Source organism: Lacinutrix sp. Bg11-31, from assembly GCF_002831665.1.
In the GTDB taxonomy this organism is placed as follows: domain Bacteria; phylum Bacteroidota; class Bacteroidia; order Flavobacteriales; family Flavobacteriaceae; genus Lacinutrix.
This window is the reverse complement of sequence record NZ_CP025118.1, coordinates 2352815-2373605: the sequence shown is the minus strand read 5'-3', so window position 1 is coordinate 2373605 and position 20791 is coordinate 2352815. Positions and strand designations below refer to the sequence as shown.

Below are 20791 nucleotides of genomic sequence, written 5' to 3'. Positions count from 1 at the left end.
CCTATGAATTGCATTATCATTGACGACGAAGCTACAGCAAGAATGATTATTACACAATTATGCTCAAAGCTACCAAGTCTTAACGTTTTAGAAGAATTTCCTAACGCAATGCAAGCCATAAAATATTTAAATCAAAACGAAGTTGATTTAATTTTCTTGGATATACATATGCCAGATTTTACAGGTTTCGATTTTATAGAGACACTTAAAAATCCACCAAAAATAATCTTAACAACATCAGATCCTAATTTTGCTATTCAAGCGTTTGAGTACGATTGTATTGTAGATTATTTAGTTAAGCCAATTACGCAAGAGCGTTTTGATAAAGCCATACAAAAAGCAGAATCTAAACAGATTAAACCAAGTCAAACCGTATCAAAAGGAGAAAAGGTAGAAGCCACTTCTGGTAACGATTTGTATGTAAATATAGATAGACGTTTAATTAAAATAGATATCCCAAGTATTTATTTAGTGGAAGCAAAAGGGGACTATATTCAAGTTAAAACTGAAGATAAAAACTACACAGTACACTCTACATTAAAGAAAATTGAAGACAAGCTTCCAGATAGTTTATTTTTAAAAGTGCATCGTTCTTATATTATAAATATTAAAAAAATAATTGATATCGAGGATAACAGTGTGTTAATTAAAAAAGATGTTATTCCTGTAAGCAGATCTAACAGGCCAGAACTAATGAAACGTCTAAATTTGCTGTAATTAAGTATTTAAGCTATTATTTAAATCGTTTAGTTTAACTTCAGTTTTGGTAATAGTGCGTTAACCAAAAAAACAATCTCAACACAATCATTTAAAATACATTTACATTTACAACTGTCTTCAAAAAGGATAGATTGTATATACTTTAAATGGTCTTTTTGTCTTTAAAAAGATTCCATAACACTGCTAATTAAAATTGCCAGCGTTTATCTTAATGTTTAAACCATTCGTCTACACATAAAAGTCACCTAATCGAAAAACATAAAATTCAACTGCCTTTTAAATTAATTTTGTCATCAAATAAACCAATCGTGATGAAAAAATTAGTTTTAGTAGCCGTTTTATTTAGCGCCTTTTTTATGTCTTGTTCTGTAGAAGAAGAGAATACTACTCCAGAAGAATACAAATTAGAAAACATAAGTGTAGAATATACACAATTAGATTATGAAATTGCTGAGCTCATTAATGCCTACAGAATATCTCAAGGCCTTAATACTTTAAATATATTAAATGCAGCATCTAAAGAAGCTACTAAGCACAACCAATACATGGTTAATAAAGGAGTGCCAAGCCATGATTTTTTTTATTTAAGATCGCAAAACCTAAAAGAGTCTGTTAATGCTAAAAATGTTTCAGAAAATGTTGGTTTTGGTTTTAGTAATGCACAATCTTTAGTTGATGCTTGGATAAATAGCGAAGGGCATAGACAGAATATAGAAAATCCAGACTTTACAGATTTTGGGATTTCAACTCAACAAGACGAACAAGGTAAAAATTATTTCACCAACATCTTTGTAAAACTGTAAAGTGAAATCGCTTATCTACAGATAATAACCATTCGTCTACACTAAAATTACACTAAACGAAAAACATGATTTAAAACGAGTTTCTAAAGTAAATTTGACTTGCAATTAAGAAATAAACAAACCATGATAACAAAAAAATACATATTAAAAAATCAAATATTAGTAATTGCAATATTATTTTTTAGCTTAACAGGTCAAGCACAAAACATTCCTTTTAATTGTGATTTTAGTGCTTATTTATTTCAGTATAACGATGTTTATGCAATAGATCTAGCTTCTGGTAACTCTTATCTTGCTGCGGCAGATATTACACCAGGAAATATAAATGCAACAGCTTATAATCCAGCAGACGGTTATATTTGGGGTTATTTAAGTACACCTTCTAAAACTATTGTTAGAATTGGTAACGATTTTCAAACAACGTCTTTTACTATCCCAGAATTAACGACTGGCAATAAATATGTAGGAGATATAAGCACGCAAGGTGTCTATTATTTTAAAGCAGGAGGTACAACCTATTATAAAATAGATTTAGATCCAAATTCTGCAACATACACACAATATTTATCTGCAGAGACATTATCTCAAAACATTAGTATTCACGATTGGGCTTTTAATGCAGTAGATGGTAATTTATATGCAGTAGAAAAAAATACGAATATTTTATATCGTATTAATCCAACAACAAGTGTTGTTGAGGCTTTAGGCGAAGTGCCAATTTTATCTGGACTTAACTACACTTATGGTGCTGTTTATTTTGATGCTTCTGGGCGTTTTTACGTGTCGGCAAATCAAACAGGAACTATTTACGTTATTCAAAATGTGCAAAATTTAGATGCAACATCAAGTATGGAATCTAACTTGTTTGCTTTTGGTCCATCAAGCGCAAGTAACGATGGAGCACGTTGTCCAACAGCTCCTGTTGCTCAAGAGATTTGCGATAATGGTATAGATGATGATGGTGATGGTTTAATAGATTGCGAAGACCCTTCATGCTCAGGTTTTGGAAGTTGTGCAGTAATTGCAGCTCCATCTACAGCTAAAGATGGTGGTTTAGAAAGTAACGGAAGATTATCTGAAGCTATTAATAAACGTAATTTTAATCGTGCTAAAAAAAGCTACAAATTCGACCAACTAACGGCAAAAAGAGTAACCAAAGCATCTAAACAAGCACAAAGAAGTTCGTTTACAGGTTTTCAATTGCAAGATTTTATTCCATTAACAATAATTAATGAAGATTACGTAGTAGACTCTACTCCTTTAGATTTAGTAAATATTACTAATGCTACCGAAGTGTATTCTGTAGATTACATGGAAAACGATGCTTCTATAGCTTCAATATTAGCCTTAAAAACAGAAAACGGAGTTTATGAGCATACCAAATACATTTGCGATAGATTATTAGGTGCCGAATTAATTACAGTATCTACTATAGAAATTAATGACCAAGCTTTTATAAAAGCAATTATAAAAAATGCTGATGGTTCTTTCGAATACGTTTTAAGCTTATCTGCTAAAGTAGAAAATAACGATGCTAATTTTGCGATAGAAAGTCATTGGAATTTAGATTTATATGAAGAAAATGTAACCTTTTACAACTTCCAAATCTGGTCAGACTCTATAGATGATTTATATAGCTTAGCACAAGAAGTATTAAATTTATTAGATACAGAAAAAACAATATCTGGCTACCAATTATCTCCACCACCAACGGTTTTTGTTAGAAAAGGAAAATATAATAATGGAGCATTAGATCTTCAAATTATAAACACCAATGCAACTAATAATGTTGCTTTCGACTCTGGATTTAGAGTAACCGAAACTAGTGCATTTAACTACACAGCATCTAATCTTAATTTAAACGGAAATTACATTACAGACCTTACTGTACCAACTGGGCATTTGTTTGATGTAGGTTTTAGAATTGGAGATGGTGTAAATACACCAGACGATTTATTTATGTCTGATGGTCCTTGGGGAATCGACGATTCTCAAGCCACTACAGCTGTTAATAACTATACTATTGCGGCTAATACAAACACATTTCAAACAGAAGATTTTCCAATAGAAAGAAATCTAACGCTTAATGCAACAACAAGCACTTATTTTGCGGCTTATAGAGCATTAACACCACGTTTTAAAGCAGTAGACTTAACAGATTATAATAACTTTAAATTAAAAGCAAAAGGTACTGGGAACTTAGAAATTACACTAGTAAAACAAAGTATTACTAATTGGGATGAGCAATACAAAACAACTATTGCTTTAACAGATACTAATCAAGAGTTTGCCATTTCGTTTTTAGACTTTACATCGTCTTTAGGCACAACATTAAATGCTAACGATATTGTAACTATAGTATTTACAATGGTAAGCGAAGATGGTACAAGCGCAACAAAAGAAATGCAATTGCAAGATGTACGTTTCTCTAATGGCAATACATTATCTCTAGATAATATAGAAATAGTAACTAATGCACTTGCAGTGTTTCCAAATCCAATGCTAGATAACGCAAACATACATTTTACGCTAAACCAAAGTGAAACTGTACAATTAGAAATCTATAACCAATTAGGAGTAATAGTATATCAAACAACAATAAAAGCGCAACCTGGTAAAAACCAAATTGCAATAAGTAAACAAAATTTAAGTACTGGATTATACATCTGTAAATTATCAAGTACGCAAACACATTACAATCCCTTGAAGTTACTAGTTAAGTAACACTTACATTTAGTTTTTTTGATTAATAGCGAGAGAAATGGGCAAAAGAGAAATCTTTTGTCCTTTTCTTATTTGCAATAGTTTCTAATAATTTAAGATGTTTAGTGCAGCAAACGACTAAGAATTCTCTCTTATTTATCGAGATTCTTCGACTCTAATTATAATCCAAAAACGCTAAGTAAAAAAAACACCAAATAACACTTCCATTTTATAATCCTTCTTTAAGTAGTATATTTATACTATTAAAAGTAATCCCTGAAAATCAACAATACGTGATATTAAAAAACACACATTTACTAGTGTTGTCTTTAAGTCTATTTAGTTTAGGCTGTAAAGATACCACGACCACACAGCCAAACACATTAAACTTAGAGGCAGCCACAAATAAAGTCCAATTATTAGGTGAAGGAATCATATCTACCGGATTGTACGAACGTGATCTTGCAATAGCACCAGACGGAAATCAATTAATCTACACTTTAGGAGACTACAAACAAGAAAAAAGAAGTTTGGTGCAAATAAACAAAGTAGATGGTAAGTGGAGCGAACCCGAACTAGTAGATTTTTCTGGTACATACCAAGATATAGAACCTTTTTATGCAAACGAAGGTAATACCTTGTTTTTTGCATCTAATAGACCAATGGATAATAACACTAAACGTAAAGATTATAATATTTGGTGCAGTAACAAAGTAGATGGTAAATGGAGTCAACCAAAACCATTAAACAAAACTATAAATACAGAGCAAGACGAATTTTATCCTTCTGTAAGCAATAACGGAAATTTATATTTTACAGCCACAAAAGCCAATGGTATTGGTAAAGAAGATATTTTTATGGCTAAAAAAATTAATGGAGATTACCAAAAAGCAACCGTTTTAGATAGTACTATAAATACAAAACATTACGAGTTTAATGCCTTTGTAAATCCAGAAGAAAATCTATTAATTTTTAGCTCTTATGGTAGAGCAGATGGCTTTGGAGGAGGTGACTTGTATTATAGCGTAAAAGATAAAGCAGGCAATTGGAGCCTCTCTAAAAATATGGGAGAAAATATTAATTCGATAAAATTGGATTTTTGTCCTTTTGTAGATGTTAACCAAAACAATTTATATTTTACAAGCGAAAGAATAGTAAACGATTCTACTAAAATAAATTCTGTAAAAGAATTAAAAGCATTTGCTAATAGAGCCCAAAATGGAACAGGGAATATTTATAAAATTGGATTTGAAGCGTTGAATTTAAATTAGAGTTTTTGTAACTTGAGTTGTTATTTAGAAGGCTAAGGAAACTAGAATATGGTTTTAATTGATAGTTTATAACGTAGCTAATGACTGAAGAATTTCTTCTTTTTTAATATATTAATTACTGAATCTTTTTAGCTATAAGCCTTGTTCTATAACTGAGGTTTGTGCCTCTATTTTTGTAGTAAACATATTAAAATATAGAAAATGAATAAAATTAAACTTATTGAAGGTCGTATTATACAGGTGATTAATGGTGAAAAAGTAAGTGTCTTTAAAGTAGAATTACCTTTTTTAACTGAAATTAAAATGTGGCCTAGTGGTATTGAAGTAGATGTTATTAAAATAAAAGGAAAATATAAAATAACACCTTATGGTTGGGGCGGGAATTTTATTTATACTGAAAAGGTTGGCTAGAAATTGTTTATAACTTTTTACAATTTAATATAAAAATTATATAATCAAACATACAATTTAAAATGATTATTATATATTTGTAATTCAAAAAAATATCTCTGTTACAGCAGAGATATTTATAATCGGTTGCATCCGATTATTGTATAATATTTAAATATAAATAATTTTATGATTACAAATTTACAAAAAAAAACGGAAAACCCGTCATACAAAAGACGATTAGCATCCTTAGAAGGTTGCCAAAATGATTTGAAGAACGAACTTTTATTGATGTTTTCAGCGTTTTATAGCGCTTTAAATAATTATAAAGAAGAGGTCGTTCAAACGCCTCCTGAGGCTAGAGCTAGAGGGTTTGAAGCTTCGCTTTTAAATTCCAAAATGATACAGAGTATTCAAGAGCATTTTCCAAGAAATTGGAAGTTTGGTAAATACAAACGATTTACACTTCGTATTAATGGATATATTATTCTTTTTAAGAAGTTTAATCAGAAAGGATTACCAATGAATATTAAGACTAAATCTGTGACAGCTATCTCTCAGCAATTATCAATTCCGTTGTTTGATGATACTACATTCGTTGCTGAGCCTATATTGTTTTTTGGTTACAGTAAAGATAGTATTGGTAGAATAATTAACCCGAAACTTGTCTATATAGATGAAGACCAAGTTAAGTGGGAAATTAATAGAGATAGTGCTTCAACTGTTAAAACAATTTCTATTTCAAAAGAAGAAAAAATCGCTATGCCGAAACTGCGATCTGAAGTTGTTAGAAAAAACGTTTCGAATAAATAATTAGAATTGGATGCAACTTTTTATTAACTAAATAAACTAAATAAAAAAATGGAACTTAATTATAAGCAGTTAATTTTTGCACGTGAATACAGAAAATATTCACAAACAGACTTAGCTTCTCATATAAATGGATTGTCTCAGTCAAATTTATCAAAATTTGAAAAGGGTTTGGGAACTCTTTCAGACGAAATTGTTCAAAAGATTATATTATTCTTAGATTTCCCAGAGAAGTTTTTTGTTAGAAGAATTTCAAATAGAGTTGAAAATGCTCATTACAGAAAAAAGTCAGCAATAAATAAATCTACTAGATTAGATATTGAGTATGGTAATAAAATAATAGGGTTTATTATAGATCAAATGACAAACTCTGTAGAATGGCCAGAATTTTTATTGAAACCAATTGATATCGAAGATGGGTTTTCTCCAAAAACGATAGCAAAGTACATTAGAAAACAAATGGGTTTAGATATTGATATGCCTGTAAAAAACATCTTTAATTTATTAGAAAGTAATGGAATTATAGTTGTTCAATTTGATACAACTGAAAAATTTGATGGAGTTTCTTTTCTTACAGATAAAGGGAATCCAGTAATTGTTATAAATAGTAACTTCAGTAATGATAGAAAACGTTTTACTTTATCACACGAATTGGCTCACATAATAATGCATATTGCAGGAGGTTTTCTGATACCAGAATATCGTAATGTTGAGAATGAAGCTAATGATTTTGCTTCAGAATTTTTAATGCCAGAAGAGCATATTAAGCAATCACTTAGAAATCTAAAACTATCAGAATTGGCAGAACATAAAATTTACTGGCTAACTTCTATGGCTTCTTTAATTAGAAGAGCAAAAGATGTTGGAAGTATTTCCTATGACAGATATAGGTACTTAAATATTGAGTTAAGTAGAAAATGGGGAAGAAAAAGTGAACCAGTAAATGTTTTCATAGATGAACCGAAGCTTTTTTTGACTTCTTATAAAATGCATAAAAATGATTTAGAATATTCAGATTTAGAATTAGCAGAAGCTTTTGGTTTACCTTTAGATGTTCTCAAAAGATTTTGTGACTTTTCTAAAGGTAATTCTAAATTAAGAGTACTCTTATAATAAATATAGAATTAAAATAAAAAAACGATTTGAACTAAAGTTTAAATCGTTTTTTTATACCCTAAAAACAAAATTCTAAAATAACAACCAATCAAAACCCAATCAAAACCCAATCAAAAAAAACAAACCCAAATTAAACCTTTTGTAATTTAAAAAGTCTAATGTTTTTAAACCCTTCTTATCTTGGTGAAGACATTCTTTTTAAAACAAAAGCCACAACTACTATTATTTGTAATAGTAGTATTCTGTTTTTGTGTAAGCTGCAACAAGACTAAAACAGATATTGTTGCTACAACAGCAAGTAATAGCACAACTATTAACGACAGTATTCCTGTTTACAATTTTGATCAACTAGAACCTCTATTATATACAGATAGTAACAAAACATATATTGTTAATTTTTGGGCAATGTGGTGTGCTCCTTGTGTTAAAGAGTTACCGTATATACAAGAATATCAAAAAAAGCATCCCGATACAGAAGTAATATTAGTGAGTCTAGACTTTACAAAAGATATAGAAACTAAGCTGAAACCATTTTTAAAAGAAAAAAACATTACTTCTAAAGTTGTGTTGTTAGACGACCCTGCATCTAACATTTGGATAGATAAAATAGATCCAAATTGGTCTGGAGCAATACCGTTTACAGTTATTTTTAATAATAAAAAACGAGCTTTTTACGAGCGGTCGTTTGAAAATGTAGAAGACTTAGAAAACGAAATAAATAAAACAATACATAAATAATTTAAGATGAAAAGAATAAGTGTAGTATTTACTATGGTTGCCATGTTAGCAATTGTACTGGTATCATGTAAAAATAAAGAAAACCATAAACATGATACAGCTTTAGAGCATAAGGAACATGAACATGGTCCAGATAGTGAACACCATCCAAAAGATGGAAAAGGAAAACATCATGATGGAGACCGAAAAGGTCCACCACATGGAGGAGATAGAAAAGGACCACCAAAAGGAGGAAGTCCAGAGCAAACAAAAACAATAGAGGAAATTGGAGGTTATAATATTGGAGATGTAGCAACCGATTTTAATCTTAAAAATATAGATGGTTCTATGGTGTCTCTTGCAGGTGTTGAGAATGCTAAAGGCTATATTGTAACTTTTACTTGTAATGAGTGTCCTTTTTCAAAATTATACGAAGACCGTTTAATCGCGTTGCATAACACATATGCTCCACAAGGATATTCTGTAATTGCAATAAACCCAAATAGTCCGGAAAATGAAAAAGAAGGTTATGCAGCAATGCAAACTCGTGCTAAAGACAAAGCGTTTCCGTTTGCGTATTTAGTAGACGAAGGACAAAAAATATATCCGCAATATGGAGCTGTTAGAACTCCACAAGTATTTCTATTAGACAAAGAGCTTAAAGTACAATACATTGGAGCTATTGATGATAATTCTAAATCTCCAGAAGATGTAAAAGTGAAGTACGTTGAAGAAGCGATTAAAGCATTACAAGCTGGCAAGAAACCAAGTCCAAACTTAACAAAAGCCATTGGATGTCCAGTAAAAGCAAGCAGAGGATAATTAATAGCAAATTATGTTTTTTTTATGTTTTTTTTGATACTTAAAACATTTACTCTCTAAAAATAGTCTTCTTAAATAAATCCCATTTCAACCTCAAACCTACTTCTGTAAACGTAAAACCTGCTGCTGTTGCAGAGGCAATATTACTATGTAAACCATAAATATTTGCTGTAAACCTATTCGAAACATTGTAGCCTAATTTACCTTGAAAACGGTAAGTGCTTTGTTGTGGTTGGTCTTCTATAAACTGTAAGCCTGTTGCAACATTTAGGTTATAAAACCATTTTCCTTTTTGGTTTTTTACAAGTTCAACAAACACTTCGTACACATTAAATTTTTCTGGACTAAAATATATTGTTGGTACTTGGTCTTTAAAAGTTATGTATTGGTAATTTAAACCTGCTTTAAGTACAGGTTTGCTTAACAGGTTATAATATAAAGAGGTAAATAATAAATGGCTTTGGTTGTTGTCATTTTGCCATGTGTAATTGTATTGTGTAAACCAACCCAATTTAAAATTTGTGTTTACATTATAGTTAGCATATAATGTGTTTTGTACAATTTCTCGACTTACTAAATCGGCATTAAAATCTTGCCATTGGCTTTTAAAACCAAGATCTAGAGTTTGTAATTTTATTGGTTTTAAATTAAAAACAATATCAGTTAAAAACTGAGTGTAGGCTGTTGTTTTTGCATTGATATCTGTAATACCAACATGTGCTCTTACACCAACTTTAGGGTGTAGTAAATAAGAGACACCAAGTAGCATATTATTTGCTTTAGCTTCATTTTTGGTTACGGTGTTTTTAGAATCTCTATAACTATACACACCATTAACCTGTAATTTTGTAGATAATGGTACGGTTACGTTTGTTGTAGATGTAATAGCTTCATTATCTCCATTATCGAAACTATAAGCTGTTTTGGTTTCAACAAAGGGTGTAAACTGTTTGTCTAGTATGTTTATAAAATTTATCGCATCTTTTTGATTCTTAAAAATGGATAAGGTTTTATTTGCTGCATCGTAAGCATCATTATATAAGCCAGATGCTTTTTGTGCATTTGCTTTACCTAAATTCCCATCAAAAGAAATGCTATCGTTTACTAAAATACTGTTGTAATCTTTAAGACTCTTTTTAAAGTCACCTTTGTATGTGTTTAAAGTAGCACGTAAAGCTAAAACCCAATTTTCGTTTGGGTTTGTGGCAGCTAAACCTGTAATTAATGTTTCGGCAGCTTTGTATTTTTTATTCCAAATTAAGGCTTGTATGTAGCGTTCTGTTGTTTGCTGTGTTAGTAGCTTGTTTGTATTCGTTAATCCATCAAAAGCTTGTTTACTGGTTTTTAGTGCATCTTTTTCTTTTCCGTTTAAATGTGAAACTAATGCTAAACCATTTAAAGCGGTTAATTTGTTTTCTGGATTTTCTGATAATACATTATAGGTGTCTTTAGCTTTCTCAAACTGATTAGAAATTAAATACAAATTAGCAAGATTTAACAACGTGTCTTTATCGTTATTAAAAAGGGTTAAGTTTTCTTTTAAAAGAACTTCTGCTCCAGTATAATCTTGTGCTTGTTGCTTTTGGTATGCATAACCTAAATACATATACTTTTTAGAGGTTAATGCATTTGGATTTCCTGGTAAAACATCTAACGCTTTATTGACATAAACTAAAGCGTCTTCGTATTCTTTTAAGTTAGATAATGTATTTGCATAACTTAATAATGCAGGAAAGCTTTTTGCATCTTCATTTATTAAACCTTTAAAATAAGTTTTAGCTTTTGGGAAATTTTTATTCCATAATAAAGATTCACCATAGTTTAGTTTTACCTCAAAGTCGTTTGGGAAATCTGCTAGTAAATTTGTAAAAAGCGTGTTGGCTTGTTCTGGTTTTCCGTTTAGCCCAATTGCACGCCCATAACACAATCGTGCAGTTTTATTATCTGGATAATCTTTTAAAATGGTATTAAAAAACGTTTCTGCTTCAGTGTATTTACCAGTTTCTAAATAAGTAAAACCTTCTTGCATGTCTTGAGAAAAGCTAAAGAAGCCAGTAAACAATAGTAATAGTAGGATAATAGATTTGAATGTCATGTGCTTGTTTTAAATCATTTGCAAGTTAAGCATTCAATTTCAATCATTCGTCTACACCAATGGTCGACTCGTCGAAATTCAAAAGACTTTGAGAGGTGTCTAATGCATCTTTGTATCAGAAATCAAGCACAATACTAATTTAAAACACAATAATTATGGCTTTACAAATTTTAGAAAACAACGGAACATTTCATTTAGAAGGAAACCTTAACGCTACAACTTCAAGATCATTTATTATTCATTTTGAACACATTATTAGTAGACTTAAAAAAGTAACAGTAAATATCGAAAAAGTAAAAGAAATCGATAGAAATGGTGTAGCAGCTTTTAAAATATTACTAGCAAACGCCTTAAGAAATAATAAATTATTTTCTATCACAGGAAATGGTTGTGAAGATATTTATAAAGATTTTAATTAAACAAACACAGCTTAAACAATAACATATAAAACCCAAAACTATGGCACTTACAATTACACAACAAGACAACACAATTACTTTAGAAGGCATATTAAATGCAGCAACAGTAAAAAATTTTAAAATGCATTTTGGATATATTCAAAATCCTTTTAGAAGCTTAACTGTAGATTTTGATAAGGTTACCGAGATGGATGCTTCTGCACTATTTACATTAAAAGAAATGTATAGAAATGAAGCATTAAAAAGCAATCCATTTTTTGTTGCTGGTTATAGAAGCGAAGAGATCTACGAAGATTATCAATTTTCGAACATAGCCTAATTAATAATACCAAACACACCAAATAAGATGCAAGCTTTAACTCTTTTAAAAACGAAAAAAATAACTCCAGAACAATTGTTTATGCTAAGTGTATTAGCAGTAAATGGAGGGAATTATTTTTACAATCTTATTTTGGGTCGTGTATTAGGTCCAGCACAATTTGCAGATGCAGCTGTGTTAATTACCTTTTTATTAGTGTTGTCTTTTGTAGCGATGACGTTTCAATTAGTAACTGCAAAATTTTCGGTCATTTTTGAAAACGAAACCTTTACAAATTTTGTTTCAAAAATTTATAAGAATGCAACTATTGTAGGTCTTGGTTTAGGCGCTTTAATAATTGTGTTTGCAAAGCAACTGCAAGCAGTTTTTAATACTTCGTCTTCTACTATGTTTACCATTTTTGGAATTGGAGTGCCTTTATACTTTTTAATGAGTGTAAATAGAGGTGTGTTTCAAGGTAAAAAAGAATTCAAGTCGTTATCGATTACGTATCAAGCTGAAATGTTAAGTCGATTAATTATCACTTTAGGTTTAATATTCTTGTTTAATATTCAATCTTCGGTTGTTATTGCCATTGGAATTTTAGTCTCTTTCGGATTTGGTTTAGTGCCATTTAAATTTAAAAATTTAAACTTTAAAAAGATAATTGCTATTGAAGCAACCAAAGCGAAACAGGTTAAAAACTTTTTTATCATTACTGCGTTTTACGAGTTTACACAAATTATTATTAACAATAGTGATATTTTATTAGTAAAACATTACTTCGAGGCGCACGATGCAGGTTTATATGCTTCATTAGCTTTAATTGGTCGTATAGTATACTTCGTTGCTTGGATGTTTGTTATGTTGTTATTGCCAACAGTAGTTCAGCTTAAAAAAGAAGGGAAAGCAACAGCTCCAATATTATTTAAATATGTTGGTTATATCGCAGCAATTGCAACAGCAATAGTTATTGGTTGTGCTTTATTCCCAGAAACAGCAATTACAATGTTATTTGGAGAAAGTTATTTAGCAATCGCTCCTTTGTTGTGGAAGTACGCTTTAGCAACTGGTTTGTTTGCCATATCAAACATATTTGCTTACTACTATTTGTCTTTAGATAGGTATGTGCCTGTGGTTATTTCTGGAATCTTTGGAATGTTACAAATGGTATTAGTTGTCTTTTTTCATGAGAGTTTAGAACAGGTAGTACACATGCAAATTATAGCAATGGTTTCATTGTTAGTTATCCAAGTAATCTTCTTCATGTTTGATTCTAAATTGAAGAAATAAAAGTTTAAATAAATATATTTTATTAGTCTAAAACAGAAGAAAAGGCTGTGGTTTTAAACTACGGCTTTTTCTGTTTTATATCCATAAATCATCTATCGATGAATGGTAAATCTACACCTTCTTTCCATTCGTCTACAGCAACAAGCAACCTATCTAAAGTCGCCTATTTTACTGGCTTTTATAACGCAAATTTGTAGTGTAATTAAGAAACAACAAATAAAAAACACTTTAAAATTATATATTATGAAACTAGCAATCGTAACAGCATATCCGCCAAGTAAAGTAACATTAAACGAGTACGCTTACCATTTAGTAAAGCATTTTAGACAAAAAGAAAGTGTTACTGAAATAGTTTTACTAACAGATAAAACTGAAGGTGCAAAAGACATCGCTTTTACAGAAGATGGTTGCAAGATTACAGTTAAAGAATGTTGGGAGTTTAATAGCTATACAAACATTATAAATGTTACCAAAGCTATTAACAACACACAGCCAGATGCAGTATTGTTTAACTTACAATTCATGAAATTTGGAGACAAAAAAGTAGCTGCTGCTTTAGGTTTAATGTTACCATTGGTTTGCAAATTGAAAAAAATTCCAAACATCGTGTTATTACATAACATATTAGAAGAAGTAGATTTAGGGAATGCTGGATTTACGTCTAACAAAATCATGCAAAAAGTATATGGTTTTATAGGAACTAGCTTAACAAAGTTAATATTACAAGCAGATACAGTTGCAGTAACCATGCAAAAATATGTTGATGTTTTAGAGACAAAATACAATGCTAAAAATGTGACTTTAATTCCACATGGAACATTTGAAATTTCTGAAGAAAAACCACAATACGATTTACAACAAGGACCTTTACAAGTTATGACTTTTGGAAAATTTGGAACCTACAAAAAAGTTGAAAGTATGATTGAAGCTGTAGAGAAAGTAAGAGCATCAACAGGATTAGATCTTGAGGTTGTAATTGCAGGAACAGACAACCCAAATGTACCTGGTTATTTAGCAAAAGTACAAGAAGACTATAAGCATGTGCCACAAGTACGTTTTACTGGTTATGTTGAAGAATATGAAGTGCCAACCTTATTTAAAGAAAGTGCAGTAGTTGTATTTCCATATACATCAACAACTGGAAGCTCAGGAGTTTTGCACCAAGCTGGAAGTTATGGTAAAGCAGTAGTGATGCCAGATTTAGGAGATCTTGCTCTATTAGTAAAAGACGAAGGTTATAAAGGTGAGTTTTTCGAGCCAACTTCTGTTGCTAGTTTAGCAACTGCAATTGAAGCTATTGTAACTAACGCAGTACATAGAACAGCTTTAGGAAAAGCGAATTACGAAGCTGCAACTGCTTATCCAATGGAAAAAATAACAAACATGTATTTAAATAATTTTGATAAGATTATTACTAAAAAAGTGCCTACACAAAGAGTTGTATTACAAGCTACAACCGTAGAATAATAATATTAAACGCTGCCTTTTTGGTCCCAAACAATTAGTTAGTAATATATTTAAACGAAACCTTTTTTGTTCCATTTTTATCAATAAACCCAAAACGTTTTTGGGTGTTACGACGCCAAGGTCTACTGCCTACAACATCCTTTGGTACATCTACAAAATCATATAAAGTCCAAGACATAAATTGCAAATTATTAGCTGCAATTAGGTCTTGGATTTTTTTGTGGTAGTTGGCTTGATCTTCTTCAGAAGAGCCAAAAGGTTTCCAAAAACCAGAATAAGAAGATATTCCAAATTCCTGTAAAACCAATAGCTTATCAGGAATTACTGTTCTCATTGTTTTTATAGCAACATCTAGTTTGTCTAAATTTTCGTAATAATGAAAGGAAATAAAATCGACTTTATCTTTTAAAATAGGTGCACTTTGCGTGTTAGACCAACCAATAGTTACAGGATGTATATTGTCGATAGATTTTACTAAATCTATCATTTTATCTAACCAAGCAATCACATTTTCTTTCCCTCTAGATTCAAAATCTAAATTGGGTTCGTTTTTAATGTCCCAGGCAATAATAGCATTGTGATCTTTAAAAGTAGATACTATTTTTTCTGCATGACGTTGGTTTAAGGTCCAGTTCATAACAGAATAATCGCCATAAAAATCAAACAAGGTCAATACTACTTTTAGATTGTTTTCTTCAGCAGCATCTAAAGTCTGTTTTAATTTTTCTAGCTTTTTAGTATTTACATCTGCTTTTCCAAAGTCATCATATTGTACAAAAACTCTAACCGAATTTAAACCTGCTTTCTTTATAATTTTAAAGTCTTTAGCAATGGTGTCTTTCGCGAAAGCGTTACCAAACATATTCCAAGGTGTTGCTTTTGGATAGTAGTTAATACCTTTAATAATTAAGCTATCTGTTTCTATTTTACTTATTTCAGCCTTAAAAGACTTATTGTTTTCTTTTACTAAATGTCTAATGCGCCAAAAACCATCTTCTAACAAAAAGACCATTTTGTATGTAGATGTTTCGGTAGTTTCTAAAACAGCTTTTTTATCTTTAAAAATACGTTTATATTCTACAACATTTCTATCTGTAATCACTGCTAATTGCCCATCTTCGCTAAAAAATTCTAAAGTAGGATTGTGATTTAAAGTTGTTGCTTCAATGGTTGTGTTTTTAGCTTTATTTAATGCAATAAAATCAAATATATTTTTCCTTGCACTATCTGTGTAGTAATCTTTTATACCACTCGTGGTATTCGTTTTGTAAGCAATTTGCTTTACATACCAAGCATCTAAATAATCGTTTTGTAAGGCATTTAAAGTTTGGTTATCCATTGGTCTGCCTTCGTTTGTTAAAGGTTCCCAAACTATTTTTGGTAAGTATTGTTCTACTTTTTTAATTTCAGTATGTAGCATTTTGCTTCGGTCTGCTCCAGTGTTTAAATAGCTAAATAATGCACTAAAACCAGAAATAATTAGGACTACAATCAAAAGATATGAGGCGATTAATATGGTACGTAGTATGTTTTTATTAAGACCTACCATAGTTTTGTTGTGTTAAATTCTTTTTCTATTCCAGCAGTTTGAATGCTAAAATTATAATCACCATTTTTATAAATAGCAGGCTTTAAGTAGAAGTATACATAACCATTAAATGATGTTTTTGTAAGCGTATCTATAAGTAAACCATCTTTGTGAATTTGAAGTCTTACATGCAAACCATCAGGAATCATTTGTTGCATAAAACTTTGCAGTGGTCCAACGGTTATAGTTCTGTTTTTATCTAGAAAAGTAACATCGAAATCTTTAATAACTTGTTTGTATTTAAGTAACAGGCTATTGCTTTCAGACATGCCATCTACGTAAGCTTTAATGCTCCAATTATCTGCATAATCTGGGTGAATCATTCTAGCCTGTGCAACACCTTCAATGGTTGTTCCTGTAGTTTTTAAAATATTTTGGTTTTTATTTGTGATAAAAAACGTGACAAATGTACCATCACTAACCACATTATCTTGTTTGTCTTTTATTACAGTAGTCTCAAAAGTTGTAATTTGATTTCCGTCTGCATAATCATGAGGGCGTTTTGCCGAAATTTTAAAATCTGTAGGAATTGCAGCAGTAACATTAATAGTATATTCTTTAGAGTTGATGCCTAAGCTCTCTGAAGAAATTAACATGCGACCACTTTCTTTTTTAGAATTTATATTTTTAAAGCAAATTAGATTTTTAGTAAAAATGTCATTGTTTTCTTCGGAAGCTAAAAATTGAAACTTTGCATTTACTTTCGTGTTTGTTGGTACAGGATTGTCTAAAGAATCTGTTGGAATAACAACCAACATTGTATAATCTGTTCCTCCTGCTTCAATACTTGGAGGACCAATATAGGTTTCCATAGTTGCAACCTCTGCTTTTGGATTTATATTGAATTGACCCGAAATAGATGTGTCTTTATCAAGCAATTCCCAATTAATAACTCCAATTTTTTTAGTAATATTTTGCGGAATATGATAAAGAAGCATCTCTCCTTCTAATGAAGCAGATACCAAAGTAGAACCATAACTATTAGAACAATATAGTAATGGTTTTTCGTTTTCTGAAGCGGTAAATTTTAAAACAATAGTAGTGCCAACTTCATACTCTGTTTGAGTAGTTAATAAAGTAATAGGCTTAGTGGTTTCACTGTGTTGCACAACAGCAAAGGATGATAATAAAATCAAACCTAAAAGAAACAGGTATGTACGTTTAAGTTGCATTAATTTGGGCTTCCTATGTATGTGTTAATTTCTATTTTAATATAACTAAAATCCGGATGATCAATTTTTTGCAATTGTGCATCGCTATGGTTTTCAATTCTATTGGGTACTATTTTACGAGCAATAGCATCGTTTGGTAAACCATTTACAAAAATATTTTTCATATCTGAATTAATGATTTTTACACGACCATCCTTCAGTATTTGATATTCGAAATCTTGCTTACGTTGTTGTCTCACACCTTCTTTTATAAATAAATGATCCACCCAAACCATGTTTTTATTAGCATCGTAGTACGTAATTAAAAGCTGAGGTATTGTAATTTCTTGGATTCCGCTATTAAATAAATTTCCGCTTATGGTTCTTTCTTTAATATTGATAGCACTTAATACTACGCTTTTATACAAATCAGATCCAGAAACGTTTCCAGCAACTTGCAAGTTGAATTTGGTTGGTTGTTCTTCAAATTCAATAGGCGTAAATTCATCTGGATTAAATGTGTCTGGAATAGAGTCTTGCGTTCTAGACCAAGCAATACCCTCAAAATTAATTCTAAAACTACTAGATTCTTTAGGCATTAATTTATGCTTGATATGGTATTTGGCGTTGTATGTTGCTAGTTGTTTGTTATCATCATTATATAATGTTCCTTTTAAAATAACATCTGCTGGTACATTGTCTATGTTTTGAACTTCGCCAATAATTGCATAACTACCATCATATTGCACTAATTTAGCCGAAATCACTTCTAAAACAGGTTGTTTTAATATATCTTCATGATGTGTTTGCTCTGTTGTAATACGTCGTCTACCTTGATTAAAATACTTAGTTGCATTAGCCGAAAAGAGTTGGTCTGGTGGTAAATCGTTATTTAAATCGTCTGGTTGCAAATACCATTTACCTTTTCGTTTTGATAACGATTTATAATCAATTTTTTCAATTTTCTCTAAAGGTGTAATCCATTGGCTAGTCACTTTTGCAGAGACTGTGCTATCGTTAAGTTTCGTTATTTCTGTTTCAATAGCATCCATTTTCCCATAACTACTCAGTAAGCCATCGGTTACTGAAATTTCCAACATGTATTGTGCAATTGGTAACTGGTTTTCTGGATCTATTAAACTGTGTGCTTTTTCAAATTCTTTAAAATCTAAAGCATCATAATAAGCAATAATAGCATTTTCTGGACTGCGTTGCGAATCGTTTTTTAGGTAGAATAAATAAATACCATAAAATACAGCTATGGCAAGAATTAGTGACCAAACATGAGTGATTCGTAATACATTTTTATTAAACTTATTATACGTTGTTGGAAATTTTAAAAAATCAGGAACCGATTTTATGCGTGTTTTTAAAGCATTTACCCAAAGCATTTGTATGTTTAAAACAAACGCAATTAAAACAGTTAAAAACGGAATAATTCCCCATATTATTTTAAGCCATTTAGCAACATCTTCTTTTGGTAAAATGGAAGATACAGGAGGAATGTTAAGTCGTTCCCAAACCATAATGCCATTTTCTAATTGTCGTAAACGTTGCCAGCCACAGTAGTAGAGAATCGGATCGTAAAATTTATCATTAGAAAATATATACTTGAGGTTGTACTTTTCTGGAGTTGTTAAAAACTGCTGTAAAGATCCTATTCCTGCAACGCCTTTAAATTTTGAGTTTTCTAAACGCTCGATTGGTCTTGTCGTTAATTCTGGTAATCGTCTTGCAGAATGGTAATTTCCATCTACAGTCATGGCATTAGTTTGCGCACTTAGCCAAGCCATTTGGTCACCAAAACCTAGTGTTAAAAACCGCCATTTATCATGATCATCTTGGTTTAAAAAATTCACGATTGGTAACATCTTTATTTTCTGCGGTTGCGATGGTCTAAAATAGTTTAAACTCATAGTGAAAACGACCATAAACACCATTAGTCCGGCTAATATTCCACCAATAATACGATGGTAAATAGCTCCGAATTTAGACTGAATAAGTTCTTTTAAATCACCCTCAACAAAACGATAGGTGAATTCGCCTAATAATGGTAGCGATAATATGGAAGCCCAAAGTGTAAATCGATCTAGAGTTAGGATGTTAAAAGCGGTTTCGCCCAACATTTTTAGTGGTACTGGAGTGGTTCCTCCAGTTCCTAAAATGGTACAAATAGTTATTGATAAGCCAAAAAACAAGTAACGTTTGCTATAATATCTGTAAAATATGTAGGGTAATAATAGGAGTAAAATTCCCCAAGGAATTAAAAAGAATACTAAACCTGAGGATGTGATTTCTAGGAAATTATCACGAGAACCATGCGGAATTGGAACCTGAGTAATTGGGTTGGCTTTAGAGTTTAACCAATAAGGGAAAATACAACCTATAATTAATACTAAAGACAACATGCCAAAGCTTACAATACGCTTAAAAAGCTTGAAGAAGCTATTCAGAAATATTTTGAAAGTCACTTCTTTCATGGTCTTTACTTGCTCTCTAGAAACATCCATAATAACCATCCCTATTAAGGGAAAGATAAAAAATATCATTCCAAAAATAGGTGTTACATGATGCGAAGTAACTGTTACAGCTATTAATGATAGTGATGTAGCTAAGTACCATTTCTTACCCGTTTTTAACCACAAATAAATTTCTGGTAACGCATGCATTAATACCGAAACACCAATAATACTTGGTAACTGTCCAAAAATATGAAGCGTTTCTACAAAAGAAGACGAAAACACAGCTAAAACAGCAGCATAACCTGCAACTGTTTTGTTACCTGTCATCATTAAAGAAAAACGATAAGTGCCTGTAATAAATAGTACAATCGCAATAAGCGCAACGCTAAACATTCCAAATTTTAAACCACCAATCATTGATAATAACCCAATAGATTGATGTACTAAAGGTGGATAGCTTTGTACCGTAAAACCAGTGTACCATTCGTAATTCCAAGGTTCGAACCAGCTATTTGCATAATGATCTGCAAAAAACAGGTGTATTAACGCATCATAAGTAGTTTCCAAAGTGAAAAAGATGGCACTACCATGAAACGCCAATCCTAAAAGGATGGCAACGATTAAGTATTTGTTTGAGGTTTCTTTCATTTAAAGCCTAAGCTATAA

At 31.0% G+C, this 20791-nt stretch carries 17 protein-coding genes; 13 read left to right on the top strand and 4 right to left on the bottom strand.

Annotated elements, in window-relative coordinates:
• Positions 1-3: 3 nt before the first annotated feature.
• The 9 genes from CW733_RS10655 (at position 4) to CW733_RS10615 (ending at position 9352) form a co-directional block, all read left to right on the top strand.
• A complete protein-coding gene (locus CW733_RS10655) occupies positions 4-717 on the top strand; it encodes a LytTR family DNA-binding domain-containing protein (RefSeq protein ID WP_100997161.1) in 714 nt (237 codons plus the stop codon).
• Positions 718-1031: 314 nt separating this feature from the next.
• On the top strand, positions 1032-1523 hold the full coding sequence (locus tag CW733_RS10650; RefSeq protein WP_100997160.1) for a CAP domain-containing protein: 492 nt from the start codon (positions 1032-1034) through the stop codon (positions 1521-1523).
• A gap of 123 nt (positions 1524-1646) precedes the next feature.
• On the top strand, positions 1647-4247 hold the full coding sequence (locus CW733_RS10645; protein ID WP_100997159.1) for a T9SS type A sorting domain-containing protein: 2601 nt from the start codon (positions 1647-1649) through the stop codon (positions 4245-4247).
• A 272-nt stretch (positions 4248-4519) separates the two neighbouring features.
• On the top strand, positions 4520-5497 hold the full coding sequence (locus CW733_RS10640) for an exo-alpha-sialidase (RefSeq protein ID WP_232730350.1): 978 nt from the start codon (positions 4520-4522) through the stop codon (positions 5495-5497).
• A 201-nt stretch (positions 5498-5698) separates the two neighbouring features.
• On the top strand, positions 5699-5908 hold the full coding sequence (locus CW733_RS10635) for a hypothetical protein (protein WP_100997158.1): 210 nt from the start codon (positions 5699-5701) through the stop codon (positions 5906-5908).
• 168 nt (positions 5909-6076) lie between these two features.
• Entirely contained in the window at positions 6077-6700 is a 624-nt protein-coding gene (locus CW733_RS10630; RefSeq protein ID WP_100997157.1) for a hypothetical protein, read from the top strand.
• Between the two features lie 48 nt (positions 6701-6748).
• Positions 6749-7810 carry an ImmA/IrrE family metallo-endopeptidase gene (locus CW733_RS10625; RefSeq protein ID WP_100997156.1) on the top strand — a complete coding sequence of 354 codons (1062 nt, stop codon included), beginning with the start codon at positions 6749-6751 and terminating at the stop codon, positions 7808-7810.
• 186 nt (positions 7811-7996) lie between these two features.
• Complete coding sequence (locus tag CW733_RS10620; RefSeq protein ID WP_232730349.1) at positions 7997-8551, top strand: TlpA disulfide reductase family protein; 555 nt, start codon at positions 7997-7999, stop codon at positions 8549-8551.
• Between the two features lie 6 nt (positions 8552-8557).
• On the top strand, positions 8558-9352 hold the full coding sequence (locus CW733_RS10615; RefSeq protein ID WP_232730348.1) for a thioredoxin family protein: 795 nt from the start codon (positions 8558-8560) through the stop codon (positions 9350-9352).
• Between the two features lie 49 nt (positions 9353-9401).
• Here CW733_RS10615 and CW733_RS10610 read toward each other — a convergent pair whose 3' ends face one another.
• Positions 9402-11447, bottom strand: a complete 2046-nt coding sequence (locus tag CW733_RS10610) for a tetratricopeptide repeat protein (protein ID WP_100997155.1) — start codon at positions 11445-11447, stop codon at positions 9402-9404.
• Positions 11448-11602: 155 nt separating this feature from the next.
• Here CW733_RS10610 and CW733_RS10605 point away from each other — a divergent pair, with 155 nt between their 5' ends.
• From CW733_RS10605 to CW733_RS10590, 4 genes are all read left to right on the top strand, one after another.
• Complete coding sequence (locus CW733_RS10605) at positions 11603-11866, top strand: hypothetical protein (RefSeq protein ID WP_100997154.1); 264 nt, start codon at positions 11603-11605, stop codon at positions 11864-11866.
• Positions 11867-11906: 40 nt separating this feature from the next.
• Positions 11907-12185, top strand: a complete 279-nt coding sequence (locus CW733_RS10600) for an STAS domain-containing protein (RefSeq protein ID WP_100997153.1) — start codon at positions 11907-11909, stop codon at positions 12183-12185.
• A gap of 27 nt (positions 12186-12212) precedes the next feature.
• Positions 12213-13457, top strand: a complete 1245-nt coding sequence (locus CW733_RS10595) for an oligosaccharide flippase family protein (protein WP_100997152.1) — start codon at positions 12213-12215, stop codon at positions 13455-13457.
• A gap of 243 nt (positions 13458-13700) precedes the next feature.
• Positions 13701-14924: a glycosyltransferase gene (locus CW733_RS10590; protein ID WP_100998785.1), complete on the top strand. Its 1224-nt coding sequence runs from the start codon at positions 13701-13703 to the stop codon at positions 14922-14924.
• A gap of 34 nt (positions 14925-14958) precedes the next feature.
• Here CW733_RS10590 and CW733_RS10585 read toward each other — a convergent pair whose 3' ends face one another.
• The 3 genes from CW733_RS10585 to CW733_RS10575 are packed head-to-tail and all read right to left on the bottom strand — an operon-like array spanning position 14959 to position 20773.
• On the bottom strand, positions 14959-16473 hold the full coding sequence (locus CW733_RS10585) for a glycoside hydrolase family 2 TIM barrel-domain containing protein (RefSeq protein ID WP_100997151.1): 1515 nt from the start codon (positions 16471-16473) through the stop codon (positions 14959-14961).
• Positions 16467-17684 (bottom strand): hypothetical protein, encoded by a 1218-nt coding sequence (locus tag CW733_RS10580; RefSeq protein ID WP_100997150.1) that lies wholly within the window; start codon positions 17682-17684, stop codon positions 16467-16469. The genes CW733_RS10585 and CW733_RS10580 overlap by 7 nt, the downstream gene beginning before the upstream one ends.
• Positions 17684-20773, bottom strand: a complete 3090-nt coding sequence (locus tag CW733_RS10575) for a hypothetical protein (RefSeq protein WP_100997149.1) — start codon at positions 20771-20773, stop codon at positions 17684-17686. Before CW733_RS10575 ends, CW733_RS10580 begins: the two co-directional genes overlap by 1 nt.
• Positions 20774-20791: the final 18 nt, after the last annotated feature.